The following is a 20,718-nucleotide window of genomic DNA, read 5'->3' as shown; positions in this document are numbered from 1 at the left end:
GCGCAATTAGTGTTGAAGGGCCACCGTAGCGGGTGGCCTTTGTTTTGCCTGTTATCCGGCAATTGTGGCGCTTCGTCACACGGTTGATATAATTCCCCTGCACTGATCCAATTTTTTCGCAGCAGGTTAATTGTTCAGAAAGGCGGCTCCATTTCGGGGCCGCTTTTTTTATGCCTGAAAAACCACAATTTTGTTGTTTTCCAGTCTCACCAGGACGAGCGAAGCCCCGCCCCTGTTCGGGCGTATATCCAGTCTTCATGGTTAGATCTCTGTGTTAGTGGATGGGTGGCGGCGGTGCGCCGCCACCCTGATTAGTGAACTGCCTCGCGGCTGTCCTTCCATGCCAGAACTTCGGATAAAGACCAGCCAACGGAACGACCGCCGAGTTTACGCCGTGATGGGAATTGTCCAGTCTTCTCCAGGCGATACCGACATGAGCGGCTCAGGCCTGTAAGTTGCTGACATTCTTTTTCACGTATAAAGCGATCTGTGCTTAACACAATTCCCCCTTTGTTGTTTCTTAAAGAGTCATTGGGTGGGTTATTGGGTTGGGTTGTGTCGGATTGTGTCAGGGTGTTTATGGAATGGCAAACAGTGATGTGGTGTTCGTCGCTGAAATAGGCGCAATTAGAAAAAAACTATTTTGATTCATTTGGATACAAAGGCGTAAAATTCTGCATTTACGCCTTTTTTACATATTTTTAAGATTGATTCGCCAATGTACAAAAAAACAGTAAACCACCAGAAAATCAGACTTATAGGGAGTTAATCAGAAATAATCATAGATAATCAGATTTGTTCCAGATTGTTCGCCGTTGTTCGTCGTTGTGTCTCGTTGTTTCACGTTGTGTCCGTTCTGAAAAATCGCGAAAAAAATTATATTTCTCTGGCTATTGGCAGTGTGGTTACGTTTTCGTGAGCACCTGCCAGTATCTCTAATCGCTCTGTCCACATATCCAGCGCATTACGTTTCGCATCGATATAACGGGAGTGGTTATAGACTCGTTGCATCCCTGGCATCTGGTGAGCGGTGAGTTGTTCGACAATATGTGGATCCACGCCTAAATCGTTCAGCATCGTGGTAAACGTGCGCCGTATATCGTGTAGTGACCAGTGCGGATGGTTTAATTTTTTGTGCGTGAATCTGCCGTATTGCGACACGCTGGCTTCCTGTTTCAGTTCCCCGAGTAATAGCCCTGTGTGCCTGTTCTGCTCCACCAGCTGTGTGACGAACGGCAAAATGCTTTCCGGTATTGGCCTGAATATGGCGACCTTCGTTTTGCTGTGCTCTTTCGGTACTGTCCAGAGCATTTCCTTAAAATCCCACTCCCTGATCTCCGACAGCCTCAGTTCTCCGGTCCGGCAACCGAACACAATCAGGAGGCGGATTAGTGCGCTGTAGTAGGGCGGGAATATTTTTTTATCCAGCGCCTGTAATAATTCGCTCAGTTCTTTGTTGCTCAGCACGCGTTCGCTTATGCCCGGCTTTTTGCCAACGTCCACCACGTTGAGATCATCCAGAACGTTACTGACTGCGTAGCGACGTTTACGGCAGAACTTAAGCGCCTGTTTACACGCCTGCATCATGTGGCCAGATGTTACGGGGGATTTTTTGCGTATCCGGTCAAAACAGGCCAGCCAGTGACGTAACTCGCATTTATCCAGTGGCATGTTACCGATGTGCTGTATGACGTGATTATTAAGACGGCTTTTCAGGCATACGTAATCGACACGGTTTTCCTTTACGTGCATTTCCAGCCAGTAGCTGATCGCATCGCCTACCGTTACCGGCTTTAGTGCTTCCTGTATGGAGTAATTAAGCTCATGGCGTGGATTTTTTCCTTCTGCCAGCCATGCGCGACACTGTGCTGCTTTTTCCCTGGCTGCTTTCAGGCTCAGATCCGGATAATTTCCCAGTTTCAGGCGTTCCGGTGGCGTACCTCTTCCCGTTCCTGCCCTGTAAGTGAAATACCAAGTCAATTTCCCTGATGTTAAATATTTCACGCTCAGATTTCCGCCATCACTATAAAACGTATTTTTCTCCGCCGGCTTACCATGAAGTTTTCTTAACAATGTGTCGCTCAGTTTGTTCATTGCTCTGCTCACATTTCCTCCCCTGTTTGCAAAAAAATGACTACACCAGTGACTACACCGATCATTGCACAAAGGGGTACAACGTGGAACAAGCTGGAACAATGAAAATTGCAATAGACTTAAAAATCAAAAACATAATGAACAACGTGGCACATTATGAAACAGCAAAAAACACTAATTTATAAAAATCCGCTATTGATAATGGCGCTGCGCACGCGATCGCGAGCTTCTTTCACCGTTGTTTCTGGTAAGCCCACCATCGTTAAGCCGGGTAGACCTTTACTGATATGTACCTCAACAGTGATTGGGGGAGCATTGACTCCCAGGGCTGCGCGGGTATGAACAATTGACAGTGACATAAGTCCTCCTTAAGTCACCATTATGAACATAAGAGATCCCTGCTGTAGTCTGCGAAATTGTGTTATTTAGCGGCTGATTCCCGTTTATTTGTGCAAAGTAATTTGAGTTGTATTAGTGATGGAATCACTCTCGCAAAAATAAAAAGCACAAAAAACTGCCACTCGAAGAGCGCGAGAATTATACGGAAATTGAATTTTTTTCACTCACAAATTTTTATATAAAAAACAATGGTTTTTATAGAAATTATTATGAGAGTCATAAAAAGCGGCCAAAAAATATCTTGTGCTATTCGCAAAATCTATGGTAACTCTTTAGGCATTCCTTCGAACAAGATGCAAGAAAAGACAAAATGACAGCCCTTCTACGAGTGATTAGCCTGGTCGTGATTAGCGTGGTGGTGATTATTATCCCACCGTGCGGGGCTGCACTTGGACGAGGAAAGGCTTAGAGATCAAGCCTTAACGAACTAAGACCCCCGCACCGAAAGGTTCGGGGGTTTTTTTTGACCTTAAAAACATAATCGAGGAGCAGGCAATGAATAACAGCACAAAATTCTGTTTCTCAACATTCAGGACGGGGAACTAACTATGAATGGCGCACAGTGGGTGGTACATGCTTTGCGGGCACAGGGTGTGAACACCGTTTTCGGTTATCCGGGTGGCGCAATTATGCCTGTTTACGATGCATTGTATGACGGTGGCGTAGAACACTTGCTGTGCCGGCATGAACAGGGCGCGGTAATGGCGGCTATCGGTTATGCCCGTGCTACCGGTAAAACGGGCGTGTGCATCGCCACTTCTGGCCCTGGCGCAACCAACCTGATCACCGGACTTGCGGACGCGCTGTTAGATTCCATCCCTGTAGTTGCCATCACCGGTCAGGTATCTGCACCGTTCATCGGCACCGATGCATTTCAGGAGGTTGATGTCCTGGGATTGTCGTTAGCCTGTACCAAACACAGCTTCCTGGTGCAGTCGCTGGAAGAATTACCACGCATCATGGCCGAAGCGTTTGATGTCGCCAGCTCAGGTCGTCCCGGTCCGGTTCTGGTCGATATCCCTAAAGATATCCAGTTAGCCTGCGGCGATCTGGAACCCTGGTTCACCACCGTTGAAAACAAAGTGACTTTCCCACATGCCGAAGTCGAGCAAGCGCGCCAGATGCTGGCAAAAGCGCAAAAACCGATGCTGTACGTTGGCGGCGGCGTGGGTATGGCGCAGGCGGTTCCGGCTTTGCATGAATTTCTCGCTGCCACAAAAATGCCTGCCACCTGCACGCTGAAAGGGCTGGGCGCAGTCGATGCGGATTATCCGTACTATCTGGGGATGCTGGGGATGCACGGCACCAAAGCGGCGAACTTCGCGGTGCAGGAATGTGACCTGCTGATCGCCGTGGGGGCACGTTTTGATGACCGGGTGACCGGCAAACTTAACACGTTCGCGCCACATGCCAGCGTGATCCATATGGATATCGACCCGGCAGAAATGAACAAGCTGCGTCAGGCGCATGTGGCATTACAAGGCGATTTAAACACGCTGTTGCCTGCGTTACAGCAATCGTTAAATATCGATGAATGGCAGCAATACTGCGCACAAATGCGTAGTGAACATGCCTGGCGTTACGATCATCCTGGAGATGCTATCTACGCGCCGTTGTTGTTAAAACAACTGTCGGATCGTAAACCTGCGGATTGCGTTGTGACCACGGATGTGGGGCAGCATCAGATGTGGGCTGCGCAGCACATCGCCCACACTCGCCCGGAAAATTTCATCACTTCAAGCGGTTTAGGCACTATGGGCTTCGGTTTACCGGCGGCGGTTGGCGCACAAGTCGCGCGACCGAACGATACTGTCGTTTGTATCTCCGGTGACGGTTCTTTCATGATGAATGTACAAGAGCTGGGCACCGTAAAACGCAAGCAGTTACCGTTGAAAATCGTCTTACTCGATAACCAGCGGTTAGGGATGGTTCGACAATGGCAGCAACTGTTTTTCCAGGAACGATATAGCGAAACCACCCTTACCGATAACCCTGATTTCCTCATGTTAGCCAGCGCCTTCGGCATCCCTGGCCAACACATCACCCGTAAAGACCAGGTTGAAGCGGCACTCGACACCATGCTGAACAGTGATGGGCCATACCTGCTTCATGTCTCAATCGACGAACTTGAGAACGTCTGGCCGCTGGTGCCGCCTGGCGCCAGTAATTCAGAAATGTTGGAGAAATTATCATGATGCAACATCAGGTCAATGTATCGGCTCGCTTCAATCCGGAAACCTTAGAACGTGTTTTACGCGTGGTGCGTCATCGTGGTTTCCACGTCTGCTCAATGAATATGGCTGCCGCCAGCGATGCACAAAATATAAATATTGAATTGACCGTTGCCAGCCCGCGTTCGGTCGACTTACTGTTTAGTCAGTTAAATAAACTGGTAGACGTCGCACACGTTGCTATCTGCCAGAGCACAACCACATCACAACAAATCCGCGCCTGAGCGCAAAAGGAATATAAAAATGACCACGAAGAAAGCTGATTACATTTGGTTCAATGGGGAGATGGTTCGCTGGGAAGACGCGAAGGTGCATGTGATGTCGCATGCGCTGCACTATGGCACCTCGGTTTTTGAAGGCATCCGTTGCTACGACTCGCATAAAGGTCCAGTTGTATTCCGTCATCGTGAGCATATGCAACGTCTGCATGACTCTGCCAAAATTTACCGCTTCCCGGTTTCGCAGAGCATTGATGAGCTGATGGAAGCTTGCCGCGAAGTGATCCGTAAAAACAATCTCACCAGCGCCTATATCCGTCCGCTGATCTTCGTAGGTGATGTTGGCATGGGCGTTAACCCACCAGCGGGATACACCACCGACGTGATTATTGCCGCTTTCCCGTGGGGAGCTTATCTGGGCGCGGAAGCACTGGAGCAGGGGATCGACGCGATGGTTTCTTCCTGGAACCGCGCGGCGCCAAACACCATTCCAACCGCTGCGAAAGCGGGGGGGAACTACCTCTCTTCCCTGCTGGTTGGCAGCGAAGCGCGCCGCCACGGTTATCAGGAAGGTATCGCGCTGGATGTGAATGGTTACATCTCTGAAGGTGCAGGCGAAAACCTGTTTGAAGTGAAAGACGGCGTGCTGTTCACCCCACCGTTTACCTCATCCGCGCTGCCGGGTATTACCCGTGACGCCATCATCAAACTGGCGAAAGAGCTGGGAATTGAAGTGCGTGAGCAGGTGCTGTCGCGTGAATCACTGTATCTGGCGGATGAAGTGTTTATGTCCGGTACAGCGGCTGAAATCACGCCAGTGCGCAGCGTCGACGGTATTCAGGTGGGCGAAGGCCGTTGTGGCCCGGTCACCAAACGCATCCAGCAAGCCTTCTTCGGCCTCTTCACCGGCGAAACCGAAGATAAATGGGGCTGGTTGGATCAGGTTAATCAATAAATACAAAAAATGGGACGGCACGCACCGTCCCATTTACGAGACAGACACTGGGAGTAAATAAAGTATGCCTAAGTACCGTTCCGCCACCACCACTCATGGTCGTAATATGGCGGGTGCTCGTGCGCTGTGGCGCGCCACTGGAATGACCGACGCTGATTTCGGTAAGCCGATTATCGCTGTTGTGAACTCGTTCACTCAATTTGTACCGGGGCACGTCCATCTGCGCGATCTCGGTAAACTGGTCGCTGAACAAATTGAAGCGGCTGGCGGCGTTGCCAAAGAATTCAACACCATTGCGGTGGATGATGGGATCGCCATGGGTCACGGGGGGATGCTTTATTCACTGCCGTCTCGCGAACTGATCGCTGATTCTGTTGAGTATATGGTCAACGCTCACTGCGCCGATGCGATGGTCTGTATCTCCAACTGCGACAAAATCACCCCGGGGATGCTGATGGCCTCTCTGCGCCTGAATATTCCGGTGATCTTTGTTTCCGGTGGTCCGATGGAGGCCGGGAAAACCAAACTATCCGATCAGTTAATCAAGCTTGATCTGGTTGATGCGATGATCCAGGGGGCAGATCCGAAAGTTTCTGACTCCCAGAGCGATCAGGTTGAACGTTCGGCCTGTCCAACCTGTGGTTCCTGCTCCGGGATGTTCACCGCTAACTCGATGAACTGCCTGACCGAAGCTCTGGGTCTGTCGCAGCCAGGCAACGGCTCGCTACTGGCAACCCACGCGGATCGTAAGCAGCTGTTCCTCAATGCCGGTAAACGCATTGTTGAATTGACCAAACGTTACTACGAGCAAAACGACGAAAGCGCACTGCCACGTAATATCGCCAGTAAAGCGGCGTTTGAAAACGCCATGACGTTGGATATCGCGATGGGCGGCTCTACCAATACGGTTCTTCACCTGCTGGCGGCGGCACAAGAAGCGGAAATCGACTTCACCATGAGTGATATCGACAAACTTTCGCGTAAAGTCCCGCAGTTGTGCAAAGTTGCGCCGAGCACCCAGAAATACCATATGGAAGATGTTCATCGTGCTGGTGGCGTGATCGGTATTCTCGGCGAACTGGATCGTGCAGGGTTATTGAATCGCAATGTGAAAAACGTTCTCGGGCTGACCTTGTCGCAAACGCTGGAACAATACGATGTCATGCTGACTCAGGATGATGCGGTGAAAAATATGTTCCGCGCTGGCCCGGCTGGAATCCGCACTACACAGGCATTCTCGCAGGATTGCCGTTGGGATTCTCTCGATGACGATCGCGCTAACGGCTGCATCCGCTCGCTGGAGCACGCCTACAGCAAAGACGGCGGCCTGGCGGTGCTTTACGGCAACTTCGCGGAAAACGGCTGCATCGTTAAAACGGCGGGCGTCGATGACAGTATTCTCAAATTCACCGGCCCGGCGAAAGTGTACGAAAGCCAGGATGACGCGGTAGAAGCGATTCTCGGCGGCAAAGTTGTCGCTGGCGATGTGGTTGTTATTCGCTACGAAGGCCCGAAAGGCGGCCCTGGGATGCAGGAAATGCTCTACCCAACCAGCTTCCTGAAATCGATGGGTCTTGGCAAAGCCTGTGCGCTGATCACCGACGGTCGTTTCTCTGGCGGTACGTCTGGCCTTTCCATCGGTCACGTATCGCCGGAAGCGGCAAGCGGCGGTAGCATTGGCTTGATTGAAGATGGTGACCTGATCGCCATCGACATTCCGAACCGTGGCATTCAGTTGCAGGTAAGCGATGCCGAACTGGCGGCGCGTCGTGCAGCGCAGGAAGCCCGTGGCGACAAAGCCTGGACGCCGAAAAACCGTGAACGTCAGGTCTCCTTTGCTTTGCGCGCTTACGCCAGCCTGGCGACCAGCGCCGACAAAGGTGCGGTGCGCGATAAATCGAAACTGGGGGGTTAATAATGGCTGACTCACAACCCCTGTCCGGTGCCCCAGAAGGTGCCGAATATTTAAGAGCGGTGCTACGTGCGCCGGTCTATGAAGCGGCACAGGTCACGCCGCTACAGAAAATGGAAAAACTGTCGTCGCGTCTTGATAACGTGATACTGGTGAAGCGCGAAGACCGCCAGCCAGTGCACAGCTTCAAGCTGCGCGGCGCATATGCCATGATGGCAGGTCTGACGGAAGAACAGAAAGCGCACGGTGTGATCACCGCCTCGGCGGGTAACCATGCGCAAGGTGTCGCGTTCTCCTCCGCTCGGTTAGGTGTGAAGGCGCTCATCGTCATGCCAACCGCTACCGCCGACATCAAAGTCGACGCGGTGCGCGGCTTCGGTGGTGAGGTGCTGCTTCACGGCGCGAACTTTGATGAAGCGAAAGCGAAAGCAATCGAACTGTCGCAGCAGCAGGGCTTCACCTGGGTACCGCCGTTCGATCATCCGATGGTGATCGCCGGGCAAGGCACGCTGGCGCTGGAACTGCTCCAGCAGGACGCCCATCTCGACCGCGTATTTGTGCCGGTTGGTGGCGGTGGCCTGGCGGCGGGCGTGGCGGTGTTGATCAAACAACTGATGCCGCAAATCAAAGTGATCGCGGTAGAAGCGGAAGATTCAGCCTGCCTGAAAGCGGCACTGGATGCGGGTCATCCGGTTGATCTGCCGCGCGTGGGGCTATTCGCCGAAGGTGTTGCGGTAAAACGCATCGGCGACGAAACCTTCCGTTTGTGCCGGGAGTATCTCGACGACATCATCACCGTCGATAGCGATGCCATCTGCGCAGCGATGAAAGACTTATTCGAAGATGTGCGCGCAGTGGCGGAACCGTCTGGCGCGCTGGCGCTGGCGGGGATGAAAAAGTACATCGCTCAGCACAACATTCGCGGTGAGCGGCTGGCGCATATTCTTTCTGGAGCCAACGTGAACTTCCACGGTCTGCGCTACGTCTCGGAACGCTGCGAACTGGGCGAACAGCGTGAAGCGTTGCTGGCGGTGACCATCCCGGAAGAGAAGGGCAGCTTTCTGAAGTTCTGCCAGTTGCTTGGCGGGCGCTCGGTCACAGAGTTCAACTACCGTTTCGCTGATGCTAAAGATGCCTGTATTTTTGTCGGTGTGCGCTTAAGTCGCGGCCTTGAAGAGCGCAAAGAAATTTTGCAGATGCTCAACGACGGTGGCTACAGCGTGGTTGATCTCTCCGACGACGAAATGGCGAAGTTGCATGTGCGCTATATGGTTGGCGGGCGTCCATCGCATCCGTTGCAGGAACGCCTCTACAGCTTCGAATTCCCGGAATCACCGGGTGCGCTGCTGCGCTTCCTCAACACGCTGGGGACGCACTGGAATATCTCTTTGTTCCACTATCGCAGTCATGGCACCGACTACGGGCGTGTACTGGCAGCGTTCGAGCTGGGCGATCATGAACCGGATTTCGAAACCCGGCTGAATGAGCTGGGCTACGATTGCCACGACGAAACCAATAACCCGGCGTTCAGGTTCTTTTTGGCGGGTTAATGGTTCGGCAAAATCTTCCAGAACGCCTCAATCAGCGGCTCATGTAGCCGCTTTTTTTGCGCACAAACGCCCAGCTCAAACGGCGTTTTCTCATCGCTGCGCTCTAAAATCATCACACGATTACGCACTGGCTCCGGGCTGTTATCCAGTACCACTTCCGGCAGCAGCGCCACGCCACAGCCAAGTGCCACCATCGATACCATTGCTTCATGCCCGCCAACCGTGGCGTAAATCATCGGGTTACTGATTTTATTGCGTCGAAACCACAACTCAATGCGGCGGCGTACTGGTCCCTGATCGGCCATGATGAAGGGAATCGTCGACCAGTCCGGTTGTTCTACTGAGACCTGATTACGCACCGGGCAGGGCAGTGCGGGCGCGATCAGAACGACCGCCAGATTCTCCAGCATTGAGAATGCCACCGCACCTGGCAGAGTCTCCGGCTTCCCGGCAATCGCCAAATCTGCTTCTCCAGTGACCACCTTTTCCATTGCATCCGCCGCATCACCGGTGGTGAGCTTAATTTCCACCGATGGATGCTCCGCGCGGAATCGGTCGAGAATCGGTGGCAGATGGCTGTAAGCGGCAGTCACCGAACAGAAAATATGTAATTCGCCAGAGAGGGACGGCCCTTGCTGGTCGATGGTGTGGCGCAATTGCTGATACTGTAACAACGTTTGCTGGGCGAAAACACGCAGCTCTTCGCCCGCTTCCGTCAGCGTTACCGTGCGGTTATCGCGCACAAACAGCGGTTGGCCGAGATCTTCTTCCAGGCGCTGAATCTGTCGGGAAAGCGTGGAGGGGCTGACGTGCATTGCCCGCGCGCTACGGCCAAAATGGCGGCTTTCCGCCAGATGCAGAAACATTTTCAGGTCGCGTAAATCCACAGGCTTAACCCCCGGTTATGACGTTGCAGAAATTGCAATATGACGTTGTGAATATATCAATTTCCGCAATAAATTTCCTGTTGTAATGTGGTGACATTCTCGCTCAACAGCGAACCGAACAATAAGAAGCACAACATCACGAGGAATCACCATGGCTAACTACTTCAATACACTGAATCTGCGCCAGCAGCTGGCACAACTGGGCAAATGTCGCTTTATGGGGCGCGACGAGTTCGCTGACGGCGCGAGCTACCTTCAGGGTAAAAAAGTGGTCATCGTCGGTTGTGGCGCGCAGGGTCTGAACCAGGGCCTGAACATGCGTGATTCTGGTCTCGATATCTCCTACGCCCTGCGTAAAGAAGCGATCGCTGAGAAGCGCGCGTCCTGGCGTAAAGCGACTGAAAACGGTTTTAAGGTAGGTACTTACGAAGAACTGATCCCGCAGGCGGATCTGGTGGTTAACCTGACGCCGGACAAGCAGCACTCTGACGTAGTGCGTTCCGTTCAACCGCTGATGAAAGATGGCGCTGCGCTGGGTTACTCGCATGGTTTCAACATCGTCGAAGTGGGCGAGCAGATCCGTAAAGACATCACTGTAGTAATGGTTGCGCCGAAATGCCCAGGCACCGAAGTGCGTGAAGAGTATAAACGTGGATTCGGCGTACCGACGCTGATTGCCGTTCACCCGGAAAACGATCCGAAAGGCGAAGGCATGGCGATCGCTAAAGCCTGGGCGGCAGCAACCGGTGGTCACCGTGCGGGCGTTCTGGAATCCTCTTTCGTTGCGGAAGTGAAATCTGACCTGATGGGTGAGCAAACCATTCTGTGCGGTATGTTGCAGGCTGGTTCTCTGCTGTGCTTCGACAAGCTGGTGGAAGAGGGCACCGACCCGGCATATGCAGAAAAACTGATTCAGTTCGGCTGGGAAACCATCACCGAAGCCCTGAAGCAGGGCGGCATCACCCTGATGATGGACAGGCTCTCTAACCCGGCGAAACTGCGTGCTTATGCGCTTTCTGAGCAACTGAAAGAGATCATGGCGCCGCTGTTCCAGAAACATATGGACGACATCATCTCCGGTGAATTCTCCTCTGGCATGATGGCAGACTGGGCTAATGATGATAAGAAACTGCTGACCTGGCGTGAAGAGACCGGCAAAACCGCGTTCGAAACCGCACCGCAGTATGAAGGTAAAATCGGCGAGCAGGAGTACTTCGATAAAGGTGTGCTGATGATCGCGATGGTGAAAGCAGGCGTTGAGCTGGCGTTCGAAACCATGGTTGATTCCGGCATCATTGAAGAGTCGGCATACTATGAATCACTGCATGAGCTGCCGCTGATTGCCAACACCATCGCCCGTAAGCGTCTGTACGAAATGAACGTGGTTATCTCTGATACCGCAGAATACGGTAACTATCTGTTCTCTTACGCTTGCGTACCGCTGCTGAAACCGTTTATGGCAGAGCTGCAGCCGGGCGATCTGGGTAAAGCTATTCCAGAAGGTGCGGTAGATAACGCGCAACTGCGTGATGTAAATGATGCGATTCGCAGCCATGCAATTGAGCAGGTAGGTAAAAAACTGCGTGGCTATATGACGGATATGAAACGTATTGCTGTTGCGGGTTAAGTGTGCGCTGATGCCCTCTCCCACAGGGAGAGGGAGAAAACACTCAAGGCCTTCTCCGGGAGAAGGCCTTGCTGTTAGTTGCGGTACAGCACCTTAATGATGTGATACCCGAACTGGGTATGCAGCGGGCCGGTTGGCTCCAGCACCGGACAAGAGAACACCACTTTATCAAACGCCGGAACCATCTGACCCTGGCGAAATTCCCCTAAATCACCGCCGCGTTTGCCTGACGGGCAAATGGAATGTTTCTTCGCCAGCTTGCCAAAATCGGCGCCGTTCTTGATCTGCTCCAGAAGTTCCTGAGCCAGTTTCTCTTCTTTTACAAGGATATGCAGTGCTGCTGCTGTTTTTGCCATGATCGTGCCTTGAGTGGTAAGGATGAGGCTGGCTATACTACCACGCTGTTATTTCCCCCTCCCGACTTTCATTGAGCGATTTTTCTATGCGTCTAAACCCCGGCCAACAACAAGCTGTCGAATTCGTTACCGGCCCCTGCCTGGTGCTGGCGGGCGCGGGTTCCGGCAAGACTCGTGTGATCACCAATAAAATCGCCCATCTGATCCGTGACTGCGGTTATCAGGCGCGACATATCGCAGCGGTGACCTTTACCAATAAAGCAGCGCGCGAGATGAAAGAGCGTGTCGGGCAGACGCTGGGGCGCAAAGAGGCTCGTGGGCTGATGATCTCCACCTTCCACACGCTGGGGCTGGATATCATCAAACGCGAGTATGCAGCGTTAGGGATGAAAGCGAACTTTTCGCTGTTTGACGATACCGATCAGCTTGCTTTGCTCAAAGAGTTGACCGAAGGACTGATTGAAGATGACAAAGTTCTCCTGCAACAGCTGATTTCAACCATCTCTAATTGGAAGAACGATCTCAAAACTCCTGCGCAGGCGGCGGCAGAGGCAAAAGGCGAGCGGGATCGCATTTTTGCCCATTGTTATGGGCTGTATGATGCGCACCTGAAAGCGTGCAATGTTCTCGACTTCGACGATCTGATTTTATTGCCGACATTGCTGCTGCAACGCAATGTGGAAGTACGCGAACGCTGGCAAAACAAGATTCGCTACCTGCTGGTGGATGAGTATCAGGATACCAACACCAGCCAGTATGAGCTGGTGAAACTGCTGGTGGGCAGCCGCGCTCGCTTTACCGTGGTGGGAGATGATGACCAGTCGATCTACTCCTGGCGCGGCGCACGTCCGCAAAACCTGGTGCTGCTGAGCCAGGATTTCCCGGCGTTGAAGGTGATTAAGCTTGAGCAGAACTACCGCTCTTCCGGACGTATTTTGAAAGCGGCGAACATCCTGATCGCCAATAACCCGCACGTCTTTGAAAAGCGTCTGTTCTCCGAACTGGGTTACGGCACAGAGCTAAAAGTTTTAAGCGCGAATAACGAGGAACATGAAGCCGAGCGCGTTACTGGCGAGCTGATCGCCCATCACTTCGTCAATAAAACGCAGTACAAAGATTACGCTATTCTTTATCGCGGTAACCATCAGTCGCGGGTGTTTGAAAAATTCCTGATGCAAAACCGCATCCCGTACAAAATATCCGGTGGTACGTCGTTTTTCTCTCGTCCTGAAATCAAGGATTTGCTGGCTTATCTGCGCGTGCTGACTAACCCGGACGATGACAGCGCATTTCTGCGTATCGTTAACACGCCGAAGCGAGAGATTGGCCCGGCGACGCTGAAAAAGCTGGGTGAGTGGGCGATGACGCGTAATAAAAGTATGTTTACCGCCAGCTTTGATATGGGGTTGAGTCAGACACTGAGTGGACGTGGTTATGAAGCGTTGACCCGATTTACTCACTGGCTGGCGGAAATCCAGCGACTGGCGGAGCGGGAGCCTGTCGCCGCAGTGCGCGATCTGATCCACGGGATGGATTATGAATCCTGGTTATACGAAACGTCACCCAGCCCGAAAGCCGCCGAAATGCGCATGAAGAACGTTAACCAGTTATTTAGCTGGATGACGGAGATGCTGGAAGGTAGCGAACTGGATGAGCCGATGACGCTCACCCAGGTGGTGACGCGCTTTACTCTGCGCGACATGATGGAACGTGGCGAGAGTGACGAAGAGCTTGATCAGGTGCAACTGATGACTCTGCACGCGTCAAAAGGGCTGGAGTTTCCTTATGTCTACATGGTCGGTATGGAAGAAGGATTTTTGCCGCACCAAAGCAGCATCGACGAGGATAATATCGATGAAGAGCGGCGGCTGGCCTATGTCGGCATCACCCGCGCCCAGAAAGAGTTGACCTTTACGCTGTGTAAAGAGCGTCGTCAGTACGGTGAGCTGGTACGTCCGGAGCCGAGCCGCTTCCTGCTGGAATTACCGCAGGATGACTTGATTTGGGAACAAGAGCGCAAAGTGGTCAGCGCCGAAGAACGGATGCAGAAAGGGCAAAACCATCTGGCGAATCTGAAAGCGATGATGGCAGCAAAACGAGGCAAATAGCCATTCGTATTGTCTGGGGCTGGTTGGATTGGATGATCACGGCACCGGAAAGCGGAATTATCGCCGGATAAGATGCGTGAGCATCGCATCCGGCACATTACACGTTAAAGCACTTCCAGCGGCCAGTGGACATAGCTCTGCCACTCAATTTCCTGATCGATAATCTCTTTACCCAGCGGGTGCTGAGCCAGCCAACCTTGCGGCAGTGTCAGGGTCAACTGTTCATGGTTGGCCTGTAATGTCATCTCCGGCACTAAATCGTCACGGCGACGGCTGGCAAAAATGATTGCCAGGCGCAGTAAACGACAGAGTTGTTCCGCAACGCGCGGCGGTACGGCATTTTGTTGATGCAGCGATGAGAGATCGACTGGATTCGTCTGGTTGAGCAATAGCGTCGCCAGCAGCTTTTTCTGCGCAGGCGTAAAACCGGGAAGATCCAGATTACGCACGAGATAAGCGGCATGTTGCGGCGCTTGTTTGAAATCAACGCTCAGACCAATTTCATGAAGTTGACAGGCGCTAATTAGCAAATCGCGGCTAATCGCTTCAAGATGCCATTCACTCTCCACTTGATCGAAGAAGTTAGCCGCAACGCTGGCTACGCGCTGAGCCTGATCAATATCAATCATAAAGCGGCGCTGAATATTATGCAGTGTTCGGCTGCGAATATCTTGCTCAACCGCCAGATGTAACATGCCGTAGACCAGGCCTTCACGTAGAGCACCGCCCGCCAGGGTCATACACTGAATATTCAGTTCGGTAAAAATGGCTATCAGGATCGCCAGACCACTCGGGAATACTAATGCGCGTTCCAGCGTTAACCCTTCAATCTCCAGCTCTTCCAGCCGACCACAATGAATAGCGCGCTGTTTCAGTTGCTGCAACTTCGCGAGGGTAATGCGCTCATCCATCCCCTGCGCCATCATTATTTCCTGTAACGCCTGCACGGTGCCGGAAGCGCCAACGCACACTTTCCAGCCGTGATATCGCAGTTCATCAGCAACCGGACGCAAAACTTCACGTGCGGCTTGTTCAGCTGCGACAAAGTTTTCCTGCCCGAGATTACGATCGACGAAATAACGTTCCAGCCAGGTGACGCAGCCCATCGACAGGCTGAACAAAGACGTGGTCTGTGCACCTGTGCCAGTGACCAGTTCGGTACTCGCGCCGCCAATATCCACGACCAGGCGCTGATCGGCTCCACCTGTGGTATGAGCAACACCCTGATAAATCAGGCGCGCTTCCTCTTCACCGCTAATGACTTGCACTGGACAACCGAGGATTTCCTGCGCTTTAGCAATAAAATCACCGGCATTGACAGCAAGTCGTAACGTCGCCGTAGCGACAACGCGAATTTGCGATGGTGGGATATCTTGCAGACGTTCAGCAAACAGGCGCAGACATTGCCAGCCGCGCTCCATTGCTTCATTAGACAGGGCATTTTCGCTGTTCAGGCCAGCAGCCAGACGCACTTTGCGTTTAATTCGCGTCAGCGTCTGGATACTTCCAGCCACCTCGCGCACAACCAGCATATGAAAACTATTCGAACCGAGATCAATGGCTGCATACAGCGATGAGGTGGAACCCATACTCTTCATCCTTCAATCTGTCTCTGCGTTGGCTGCATTCTTTCACCCGAATCACTTACTACAGTAAGCGCATCGGGATTCATTCTCTTGCCATCTTGATACAGTTTGAATGATTTTGAGTATGACATTATTTATTTAACCTGAACGACGACGATTACGTGGAGCACCAGTACGACGCGGACCATTGCCTGTGCGCGGGCGCGTGAGGCGCAGCGGTTTTGGCAGATCGGTCATCAATGCGTCCGGATTGTATTTGCTTACCGGAATTGAGTGACCAATATAGGTCTCAATAGCAGGCAAATTCAATGCATACTCTTCACACGCCAGGCTGATAGAGTGACCGCTTGCGCCTGCGCGGCCAGTACGACCGATACGGTGAACGTAATCTTCACAGTCATCGGGCAAATCGTAGTTAAACACGTGCGTCACTGCCGGAATATGCAGACCACGAGCAGCAACGTCGGTAGCAACCAGAATATCCAGATCGCCACGGGTAAATTCATCAAGAATACGCAGGCGTTTTTTCTGCGCCACATCGCCCGTCAACAGACCAACACGATGACCATCTGCCGCCAGGTGACCCCAGATATCTTCACAACGGTGTTTGGTGTTGGCGAAAATAATCGCTCTGTCTGGCCACTCTTCTTCGATCAGCGTTTGCAACAAACGCATCTTTTCTTCGTTAGAAGGGTAGAAAAGCTCTTCTTTAATACGGTGGCCCGTTTTCTGTTCCGGTTCCACTTCGATATATTCGGCGTTATTCATCTGCTCGAACGCCAGTTCACGTACCCGGTACGAAAGTGTGGCAGAGAACAGCATGTTGAGGCGCTGGTTCGCAGGCGGCATACGGCGGAACAGCCAGCGGATATCTTTAATAAAGCCCAGATCGTACATGCGATCGGCTTCGTCCAGCACCACCACCTGAATGGCACCGAGGTTAATATGGTTTTGTTTGGCGTAGTCGATCAAACGACCCGTGGTGCCAATCAGAATGTCAACGCCGCTTTCCAGCACTTTCAACTGTTTGTCGTAGCCATCGCCACCGTAGGCCAGACCCAGTTTCAGGCCAGTAGCTTGTGCCAGTGGTTCCGCGTCGGCGTGGATCTGCACGGCAAGTTCACGCGTCGGTGCCATAATTAAGGCACGCGGTTGATTCACCTTGCGATCGGCAATTGCGGGATGAGAGAGAAGGTAATGAAACGAAGACGTAAGAAACGCCATCGTTTTCCCGGTACCGGTTTGCGCCTGCCCGGCTACGTCACGACCTTCCAGCGTTAGCGGAAGAGCCAGTGCCTGAATGGGCGTACAGTTATGAAACCCTTTTTTTTCAAGGGCTTCTACAACTTTCGGATGCAGGGCGAAGTCGGAAAACTTCTGTTCTGTTAAATGTGTTTTGCTCATAGTGTGATAGAATATCAGCTTACTATTGCTTTACGAAAGCGTATCCGGTGAAATAAAGTCAACCTTTAGTTGGTTAATGTTACACCAACAACGAAACCAACACGCCAGGCTTATTCCTGTGGAGTTATATATGAGCGATAAAATTATTCACCTGACTGACGACAGTTTTGATACGGATGTACTCAAAGCGGACGGGGCAATCCTCGTCGATTTCTGGGCAGAGTGGTGCGGTCCGTGCAAAATGATCGCCCCGATTCTGGATGAAATCGCTGACGAATATCAGGGCAAACTGACCGTTGCAAAACTGAACATCGATCAAAACCCTGGCACTGCGCCGAAATATGGCATCCGTGGTATCCCGACTCTGCTGCTGTTCAAGAATGGCGAAGTGGCGGCAACGAAAGTCGGCGCGCTGTCTAAAGGTCAGTTGAAAGAGTTCCTCGACGCCAATCTGGCATAAGGGAACGTCATGTTCGGGTGCCCTGTCGCTAAAAACTGGACGCCCGGCGTGAGCCATGCTAACTTAATGTTGACTTCGTATTAAACTTACCTTATTAAGTTTGAATCTTGTAATATCCAACGCTTCCCGTTTTTATCTAATGCGAAGTGAACAGATTTCTGGTTTGTCACTCAATCCGTCTTGTCGTTTCAGTTCTGCGTACTTTCCTGTGACCAGACAGCGAAAAGACATGAGTCGATGACCGTAAACAGGCATGGATGATCCTGCCATACCATTCACAACATTAAGTTCGAGATTTACCCCAAGTTTAAGAACTCACACCACTATGAATCTTACCGAATTAAAGAATACGCCGGTTTCTGAGCTGATCACTCTCGGCGAAAATATGGGGCTGGAAAATCTGGCTCGTATGCGTAAGCAGGACATTATTTTTGCCATCCTGAAGCAGCACGCAAAGAGTGGCGAAGATATCTTTGGTGATGGCGTACTGGAGATATTGCAGGATGGATTTGGTTTCCTCCGTTCCGCAGACAGCTCCTACCTCGCCGGTCCTGATGACATCTACGTTTCTCCCAGCCAAATCCGCCGTTTCAACCTCCGCACTGGTGATACCATCTCTGGTAAGATTCGCCCGCCGAAAGAAGGTGAACGCTATTTTGCGCTGCTGAAAGTTAATGAAGTTAACTTTGATAAACCTGAAAACGCCCGCAATAAAATCCTCTTTGAGAACTTAACTCCGCTGCACGCAAACTCTCGTCTGCGTATGGAACGTGGTAACGGATCTACTGAAGATTTGACCGCTCGCGTGCTGGATCTGGCTTCGCCAATCGGTCGTGGTCAACGTGGTCTGATTGTGGCGCCGCCGAAAGCAGGTAAAACCATGCTGCTGCAGAATATCGCCCAGAGCATTGCTTACAATCACCCGGATTGTGTGCTGATGGTTCTGCTGATTGACGAACGTCCGGAAGAAGTAACCGAGATGCAGCGTCTGGTTAAAGGGGAAGTTGTCGCTTCTACCTTTGACGAACCGGCATCTCGCCACGTTCAGGTTGCGGAAATGGTGATCGAGAAGGCGAAACGTCTGGTTGAGCACAAGAAAGACGTTATTATTCTGCTCGACTCTATTACTCGTCTGGCGCGTGCTTACAACACCGTCGTTCCGGCTTCCGGTAAAGTGTTGACCGGTGGTGTGGATGCTAACGCACTGCATCGTCCGAAACGCTTCTTCGGTGCGGCGCGTAACGTGGAAGAGGGCGGCAGCCTGACCATCATCGCGACGGCGCTGATCGATACGGGTTCCAAAATGGACGAAGTTATCTACGAAGAGTTTAAAGGCACCGGTAACATGGAACTGCACCTCTCTCGTAAGATCGCTGAAAAACGCGTCTTCCCTGCTATCGACTACAACCGTTCCGGTACACGTAAAGAAGAACTGCTCACTACTCAGGAAGAGCTGCAGAAAATGTGGATCCTGCGCAAAATCATTCACCCGATGGGTGAAATCGACGCAATGGAATTCCTCATTAACAAACTGGCAATGACCAAGACCAATGACGATTTCTTTGATATGATGAAACGCTCATAAATTTGTCTTATGCTAAAAACGCCACGTGTTTACGTGGCGTTTTGCTTTTATATCTGTAATCTTAGCAGCGTGCCTGTGATGGTGGGAAAATTCCTGGTTTTTGCGGGTGTTTTATACGATTTTCGTCGCGAGTGGTTGGTTTTTACACAAGTCTGATTGGTTCAGAAAGTAGTTTCCCTTCTGAATAAAGGTCTTCGTGGGTATACTTCTGCTAATAATTTTCTCTGAGAGCATGCATTGTGAATTTACTGACAGTGAGTACTGATCTCATCAGTATTTTTTTATTCACGACACTGTTTCTGTTTTTTGCCCGCAAGGTAGCAAAAAAAGTCGGTTTAGTGGATAAACCTAACTTCCGCAAACGTCACCAGGGATTGATACCGCTCGTTGGGGGTATTTCAGTTTATGCAGGGATTTGCTTTACGTTCGGAATTGTCGATTATTACATTCCGCATGCATCTCTCTACCTGGCTTGCGCTGGCGTCCTGGTGTTCATCGGCGCGCTGGATGACCGTTTTGATATCAGCGTAAAAATTCGAGCCACCATACAGGCCGCTGTTGGCATCATTATGATGGTGTTCGGCAAACTTTATCTCAGTAGCCTTGGCTATATTTTTGGCGACTGGGAGATGGTACTTGGACCGTTTGGGTATTTCCTGACGTTGTTTGCAGTCTGGGCGGCAATTAATGCTTTCAATATGGTTGATGGCATTGATGGTTTGCTGGGCGGGTTGTCCTGCGTCTCATTTGCGGCAATTGGCATGATTTTGTGGTTCGACGGGCAAACCAGCCTCGCTATCTGGTGCTTTGCGATGATTGCCGCCATCCTGCCTTACATCATGCTTAACCTCGGTATTCTGGGGCGTCGCTACAAAGTCTTTATGGGCGATGCGGGCAGTACATTGATTGGTTTTACCGTAATCTGGATCCTGCTGGAAACCACCCAGGGTAAAACGCATCCGATTAGCCCGGTGACTGCATTATGGATAATCGCCATTCCGCTGATGGATATGGTGGCTATTATGTATCGTCGCCTGCGTAAAGGCATGAGTCCGTTCTCGCCTGACCGTCAGCACATTCATCATTTAATCATGCGCGCTGGCTTTACTTCTCGTCAGGCATTTGTGCTGATTACCCTTGCTGCTGCACTGCTTGCTTCCATTGGCGTGCTGGCAGAATATTCTCATTTTGTCCCTGAATGGGTCATGCTGGTGCTCTTTTTGCTAGCATTCTTCCTCTATGGCTATTGCATTAAGCGCGCCTGGAAGGTTGCTCGCTTTATTAAGCGTGTGAAACGCCGACTGCGCAGAAATCGTGGTGGCAGCCCCAACTTAACCAAATAAACG

General features: G+C 51.7%; 19 protein-coding genes and 2 pseudogenes. 13 read left to right on the top strand and 8 right to left on the bottom strand.

Annotated features, from left to right (window positions below; translation table 11 throughout):
- From EQY_RS26670 to EQY_RS0100510, 4 genes and pseudogenes are all read right to left on the bottom strand, one after another.
- A pseudogene (locus EQY_RS26670) lies at nt 1–259 on the bottom strand (hypothetical protein); the annotation flags it as partial.
- Nucleotides 260–311: 52 nt separating this feature from the next.
- Nucleotides 312–500, bottom strand: coding sequence for a helix-turn-helix transcriptional regulator (locus EQY_RS0100525; protein WP_001409403.1), 189 nt, complete (start codon nt 498–500; stop codon nt 312–314).
- 376 nt (nt 501–876) lie between these two features.
- A complete protein-coding gene (locus tag EQY_RS0100520; RefSeq protein ID WP_024212346.1) occupies nt 877–2,106 on the bottom strand; it encodes a tyrosine-type recombinase/integrase in 1,230 nt (409 codons plus the stop codon).
- A gap of 173 nt (nt 2,107–2,279) precedes the next feature.
- A pseudogene (locus EQY_RS0100510) lies at nt 2,280–2,453 on the bottom strand (magnesium chelatase domain-containing protein); the annotation flags it as partial.
- 350 nt (nt 2,454–2,803) lie between these two features.
- Between EQY_RS0100510 and ilvL the strand changes: the two are divergent.
- The 7 genes from ilvL to ilvA all read left to right on the top strand — a co-directional run bounded on the left by ilvL (nt 2,804) and on the right by ilvA (nt 9,359).
- Nucleotides 2,804–2,902, top strand: a complete 99-nt coding sequence (gene ilvL, locus EQY_RS0100505) for an ilv operon leader peptide (protein WP_001311244.1) — start codon at nt 2,804–2,806, stop codon at nt 2,900–2,902.
- A gap of 86 nt (nt 2,903–2,988) precedes the next feature.
- On the top strand, nt 2,989–3,039 hold the full coding sequence (gene ilvX / locus EQY_RS26010) for a peptide IlvX (protein ID WP_101687388.1): 51 nt from the start codon (nt 2,989–2,991) through the stop codon (nt 3,037–3,039).
- 2 nt (nt 3,040–3,041) lie between these two features.
- The gene (gene ilvG / locus EQY_RS0100500; protein ID WP_001012641.1) at nt 3,042–4,688 is read left to right on the top strand and encodes an acetolactate synthase 2 catalytic subunit; all 1,647 of its coding nucleotides are present in this window, start codon (nt 3,042–3,044) and stop codon (nt 4,686–4,688) included.
- Nucleotides 4,685–4,948 (top strand): acetolactate synthase 2 small subunit, encoded by a 264-nt coding sequence (ilvM, locus tag EQY_RS0100495; RefSeq protein ID WP_000983255.1) that lies wholly within the window; start codon nt 4,685–4,687, stop codon nt 4,946–4,948. Before ilvG ends, ilvM begins: the two co-directional genes overlap by 4 nt.
- A 19-nt stretch (nt 4,949–4,967) precedes the next feature.
- Complete coding sequence (gene ilvE, locus EQY_RS0100490) at nt 4,968–5,897, top strand: branched-chain-amino-acid transaminase (protein WP_000208524.1); 930 nt, start codon at nt 4,968–4,970, stop codon at nt 5,895–5,897.
- A gap of 64 nt (nt 5,898–5,961) precedes the next feature.
- A complete protein-coding gene (gene ilvD, locus EQY_RS0100485) occupies nt 5,962–7,812 on the top strand; it encodes a dihydroxy-acid dehydratase (protein ID WP_001127417.1) in 1,851 nt (616 codons plus the stop codon).
- 2 nt (nt 7,813–7,814) lie between these two features.
- Complete coding sequence (gene ilvA / locus EQY_RS0100480; protein WP_000785602.1) at nt 7,815–9,359, top strand: threonine ammonia-lyase, biosynthetic; 1,545 nt, start codon at nt 7,815–7,817, stop codon at nt 9,357–9,359.
- Here the strand turns inward: ilvA and ilvY are convergent.
- Entirely contained in the window at nt 9,356–10,246 is an 891-nt protein-coding gene (gene ilvY / locus EQY_RS0100475; RefSeq protein WP_000365757.1) for an HTH-type transcriptional activator IlvY, read from the bottom strand. The genes ilvA and ilvY overlap by 4 nt on opposite strands.
- A 151-nt stretch (nt 10,247–10,397) precedes the next feature.
- Between ilvY and ilvC the strand changes: the two genes are divergently transcribed.
- On the top strand, nt 10,398–11,873 hold the full coding sequence (gene ilvC, locus EQY_RS0100470) for a ketol-acid reductoisomerase (protein WP_000024944.1): 1,476 nt from the start codon (nt 10,398–10,400) through the stop codon (nt 11,871–11,873).
- A gap of 74 nt (nt 11,874–11,947) precedes the next feature.
- Here the strand turns inward: ilvC and ppiC are convergent, their stop codons facing one another.
- A complete protein-coding gene (gene ppiC, locus EQY_RS0100465) occupies nt 11,948–12,229 on the bottom strand; it encodes a peptidylprolyl isomerase PpiC (RefSeq protein WP_001140260.1) in 282 nt (93 codons plus the stop codon).
- 86 nt (nt 12,230–12,315) lie between these two features.
- On the opposite strand from ppiC, the gene rep reads away from it, so the two are divergent.
- Nucleotides 12,316–14,337, top strand: a complete 2,022-nt coding sequence (rep, locus tag EQY_RS0100460; protein ID WP_001238849.1) for a DNA helicase Rep — start codon at nt 12,316–12,318, stop codon at nt 14,335–14,337.
- 104 nt (nt 14,338–14,441) lie between these two features.
- On the opposite strand, the gene gppA is transcribed toward rep, so the two are convergent.
- Both gppA and rhlB read right to left on the bottom strand, forming a co-directional pair.
- Nucleotides 14,442–15,926, bottom strand: coding sequence for a guanosine-5'-triphosphate,3'-diphosphate diphosphatase (gene gppA / locus EQY_RS0100455; protein WP_000535978.1), 1,485 nt, complete (start codon nt 15,924–15,926; stop codon nt 14,442–14,444).
- A 135-nt stretch (nt 15,927–16,061) separates the two neighbouring features.
- The gene (gene rhlB, locus EQY_RS0100450) at nt 16,062–17,327 is read right to left on the bottom strand and encodes an ATP-dependent RNA helicase RhlB (RefSeq protein WP_000047511.1); all 1,266 of its coding nucleotides are present in this window, start codon (nt 17,325–17,327) and stop codon (nt 16,062–16,064) included.
- A gap of 130 nt (nt 17,328–17,457) precedes the next feature.
- On the opposite strand from rhlB, the gene trxA reads away from it, so the two are divergent.
- The 4 genes from trxA (at nt 17,458) to wecA (ending at nt 20,715) form a co-directional block, all read left to right on the top strand.
- Nucleotides 17,458–17,787 (top strand): thioredoxin TrxA, encoded by a 330-nt coding sequence (trxA, locus tag EQY_RS0100445; protein WP_001280776.1) that lies wholly within the window; start codon nt 17,458–17,460, stop codon nt 17,785–17,787.
- A 139-nt stretch (nt 17,788–17,926) separates the two neighbouring features.
- Nucleotides 17,927–18,028, top strand: coding sequence for a rho operon leader peptide RhoL (gene rhoL / locus EQY_RS0100440; RefSeq protein ID WP_010345119.1), 102 nt, complete (start codon nt 17,927–17,929; stop codon nt 18,026–18,028).
- Nucleotides 18,029–18,112: 84 nt separating this feature from the next.
- A complete protein-coding gene (gene rho / locus EQY_RS0100435) occupies nt 18,113–19,372 on the top strand; it encodes a transcription termination factor Rho (RefSeq protein ID WP_001517407.1) in 1,260 nt (419 codons plus the stop codon).
- 239 nt (nt 19,373–19,611) lie between these two features.
- Complete coding sequence (gene wecA / locus EQY_RS0100425) at nt 19,612–20,715, top strand: UDP-N-acetylglucosamine--undecaprenyl-phosphate N-acetylglucosaminephosphotransferase (protein WP_001050953.1); 1,104 nt, start codon at nt 19,612–19,614, stop codon at nt 20,713–20,715.
- Nucleotides 20,716–20,718 lie beyond the last annotated feature (3 nt).

This window comes from Escherichia sp. TW14182, from assembly GCF_000208525.1.
GTDB classification, from domain to species: domain Bacteria; phylum Pseudomonadota; class Gammaproteobacteria; order Enterobacterales; family Enterobacteriaceae; genus Escherichia; species Escherichia ruysiae.
The sequence above is the reverse complement of the archived record's forward strand: the minus strand, read 5'-3'. Positions and strand labels throughout refer to the sequence as shown.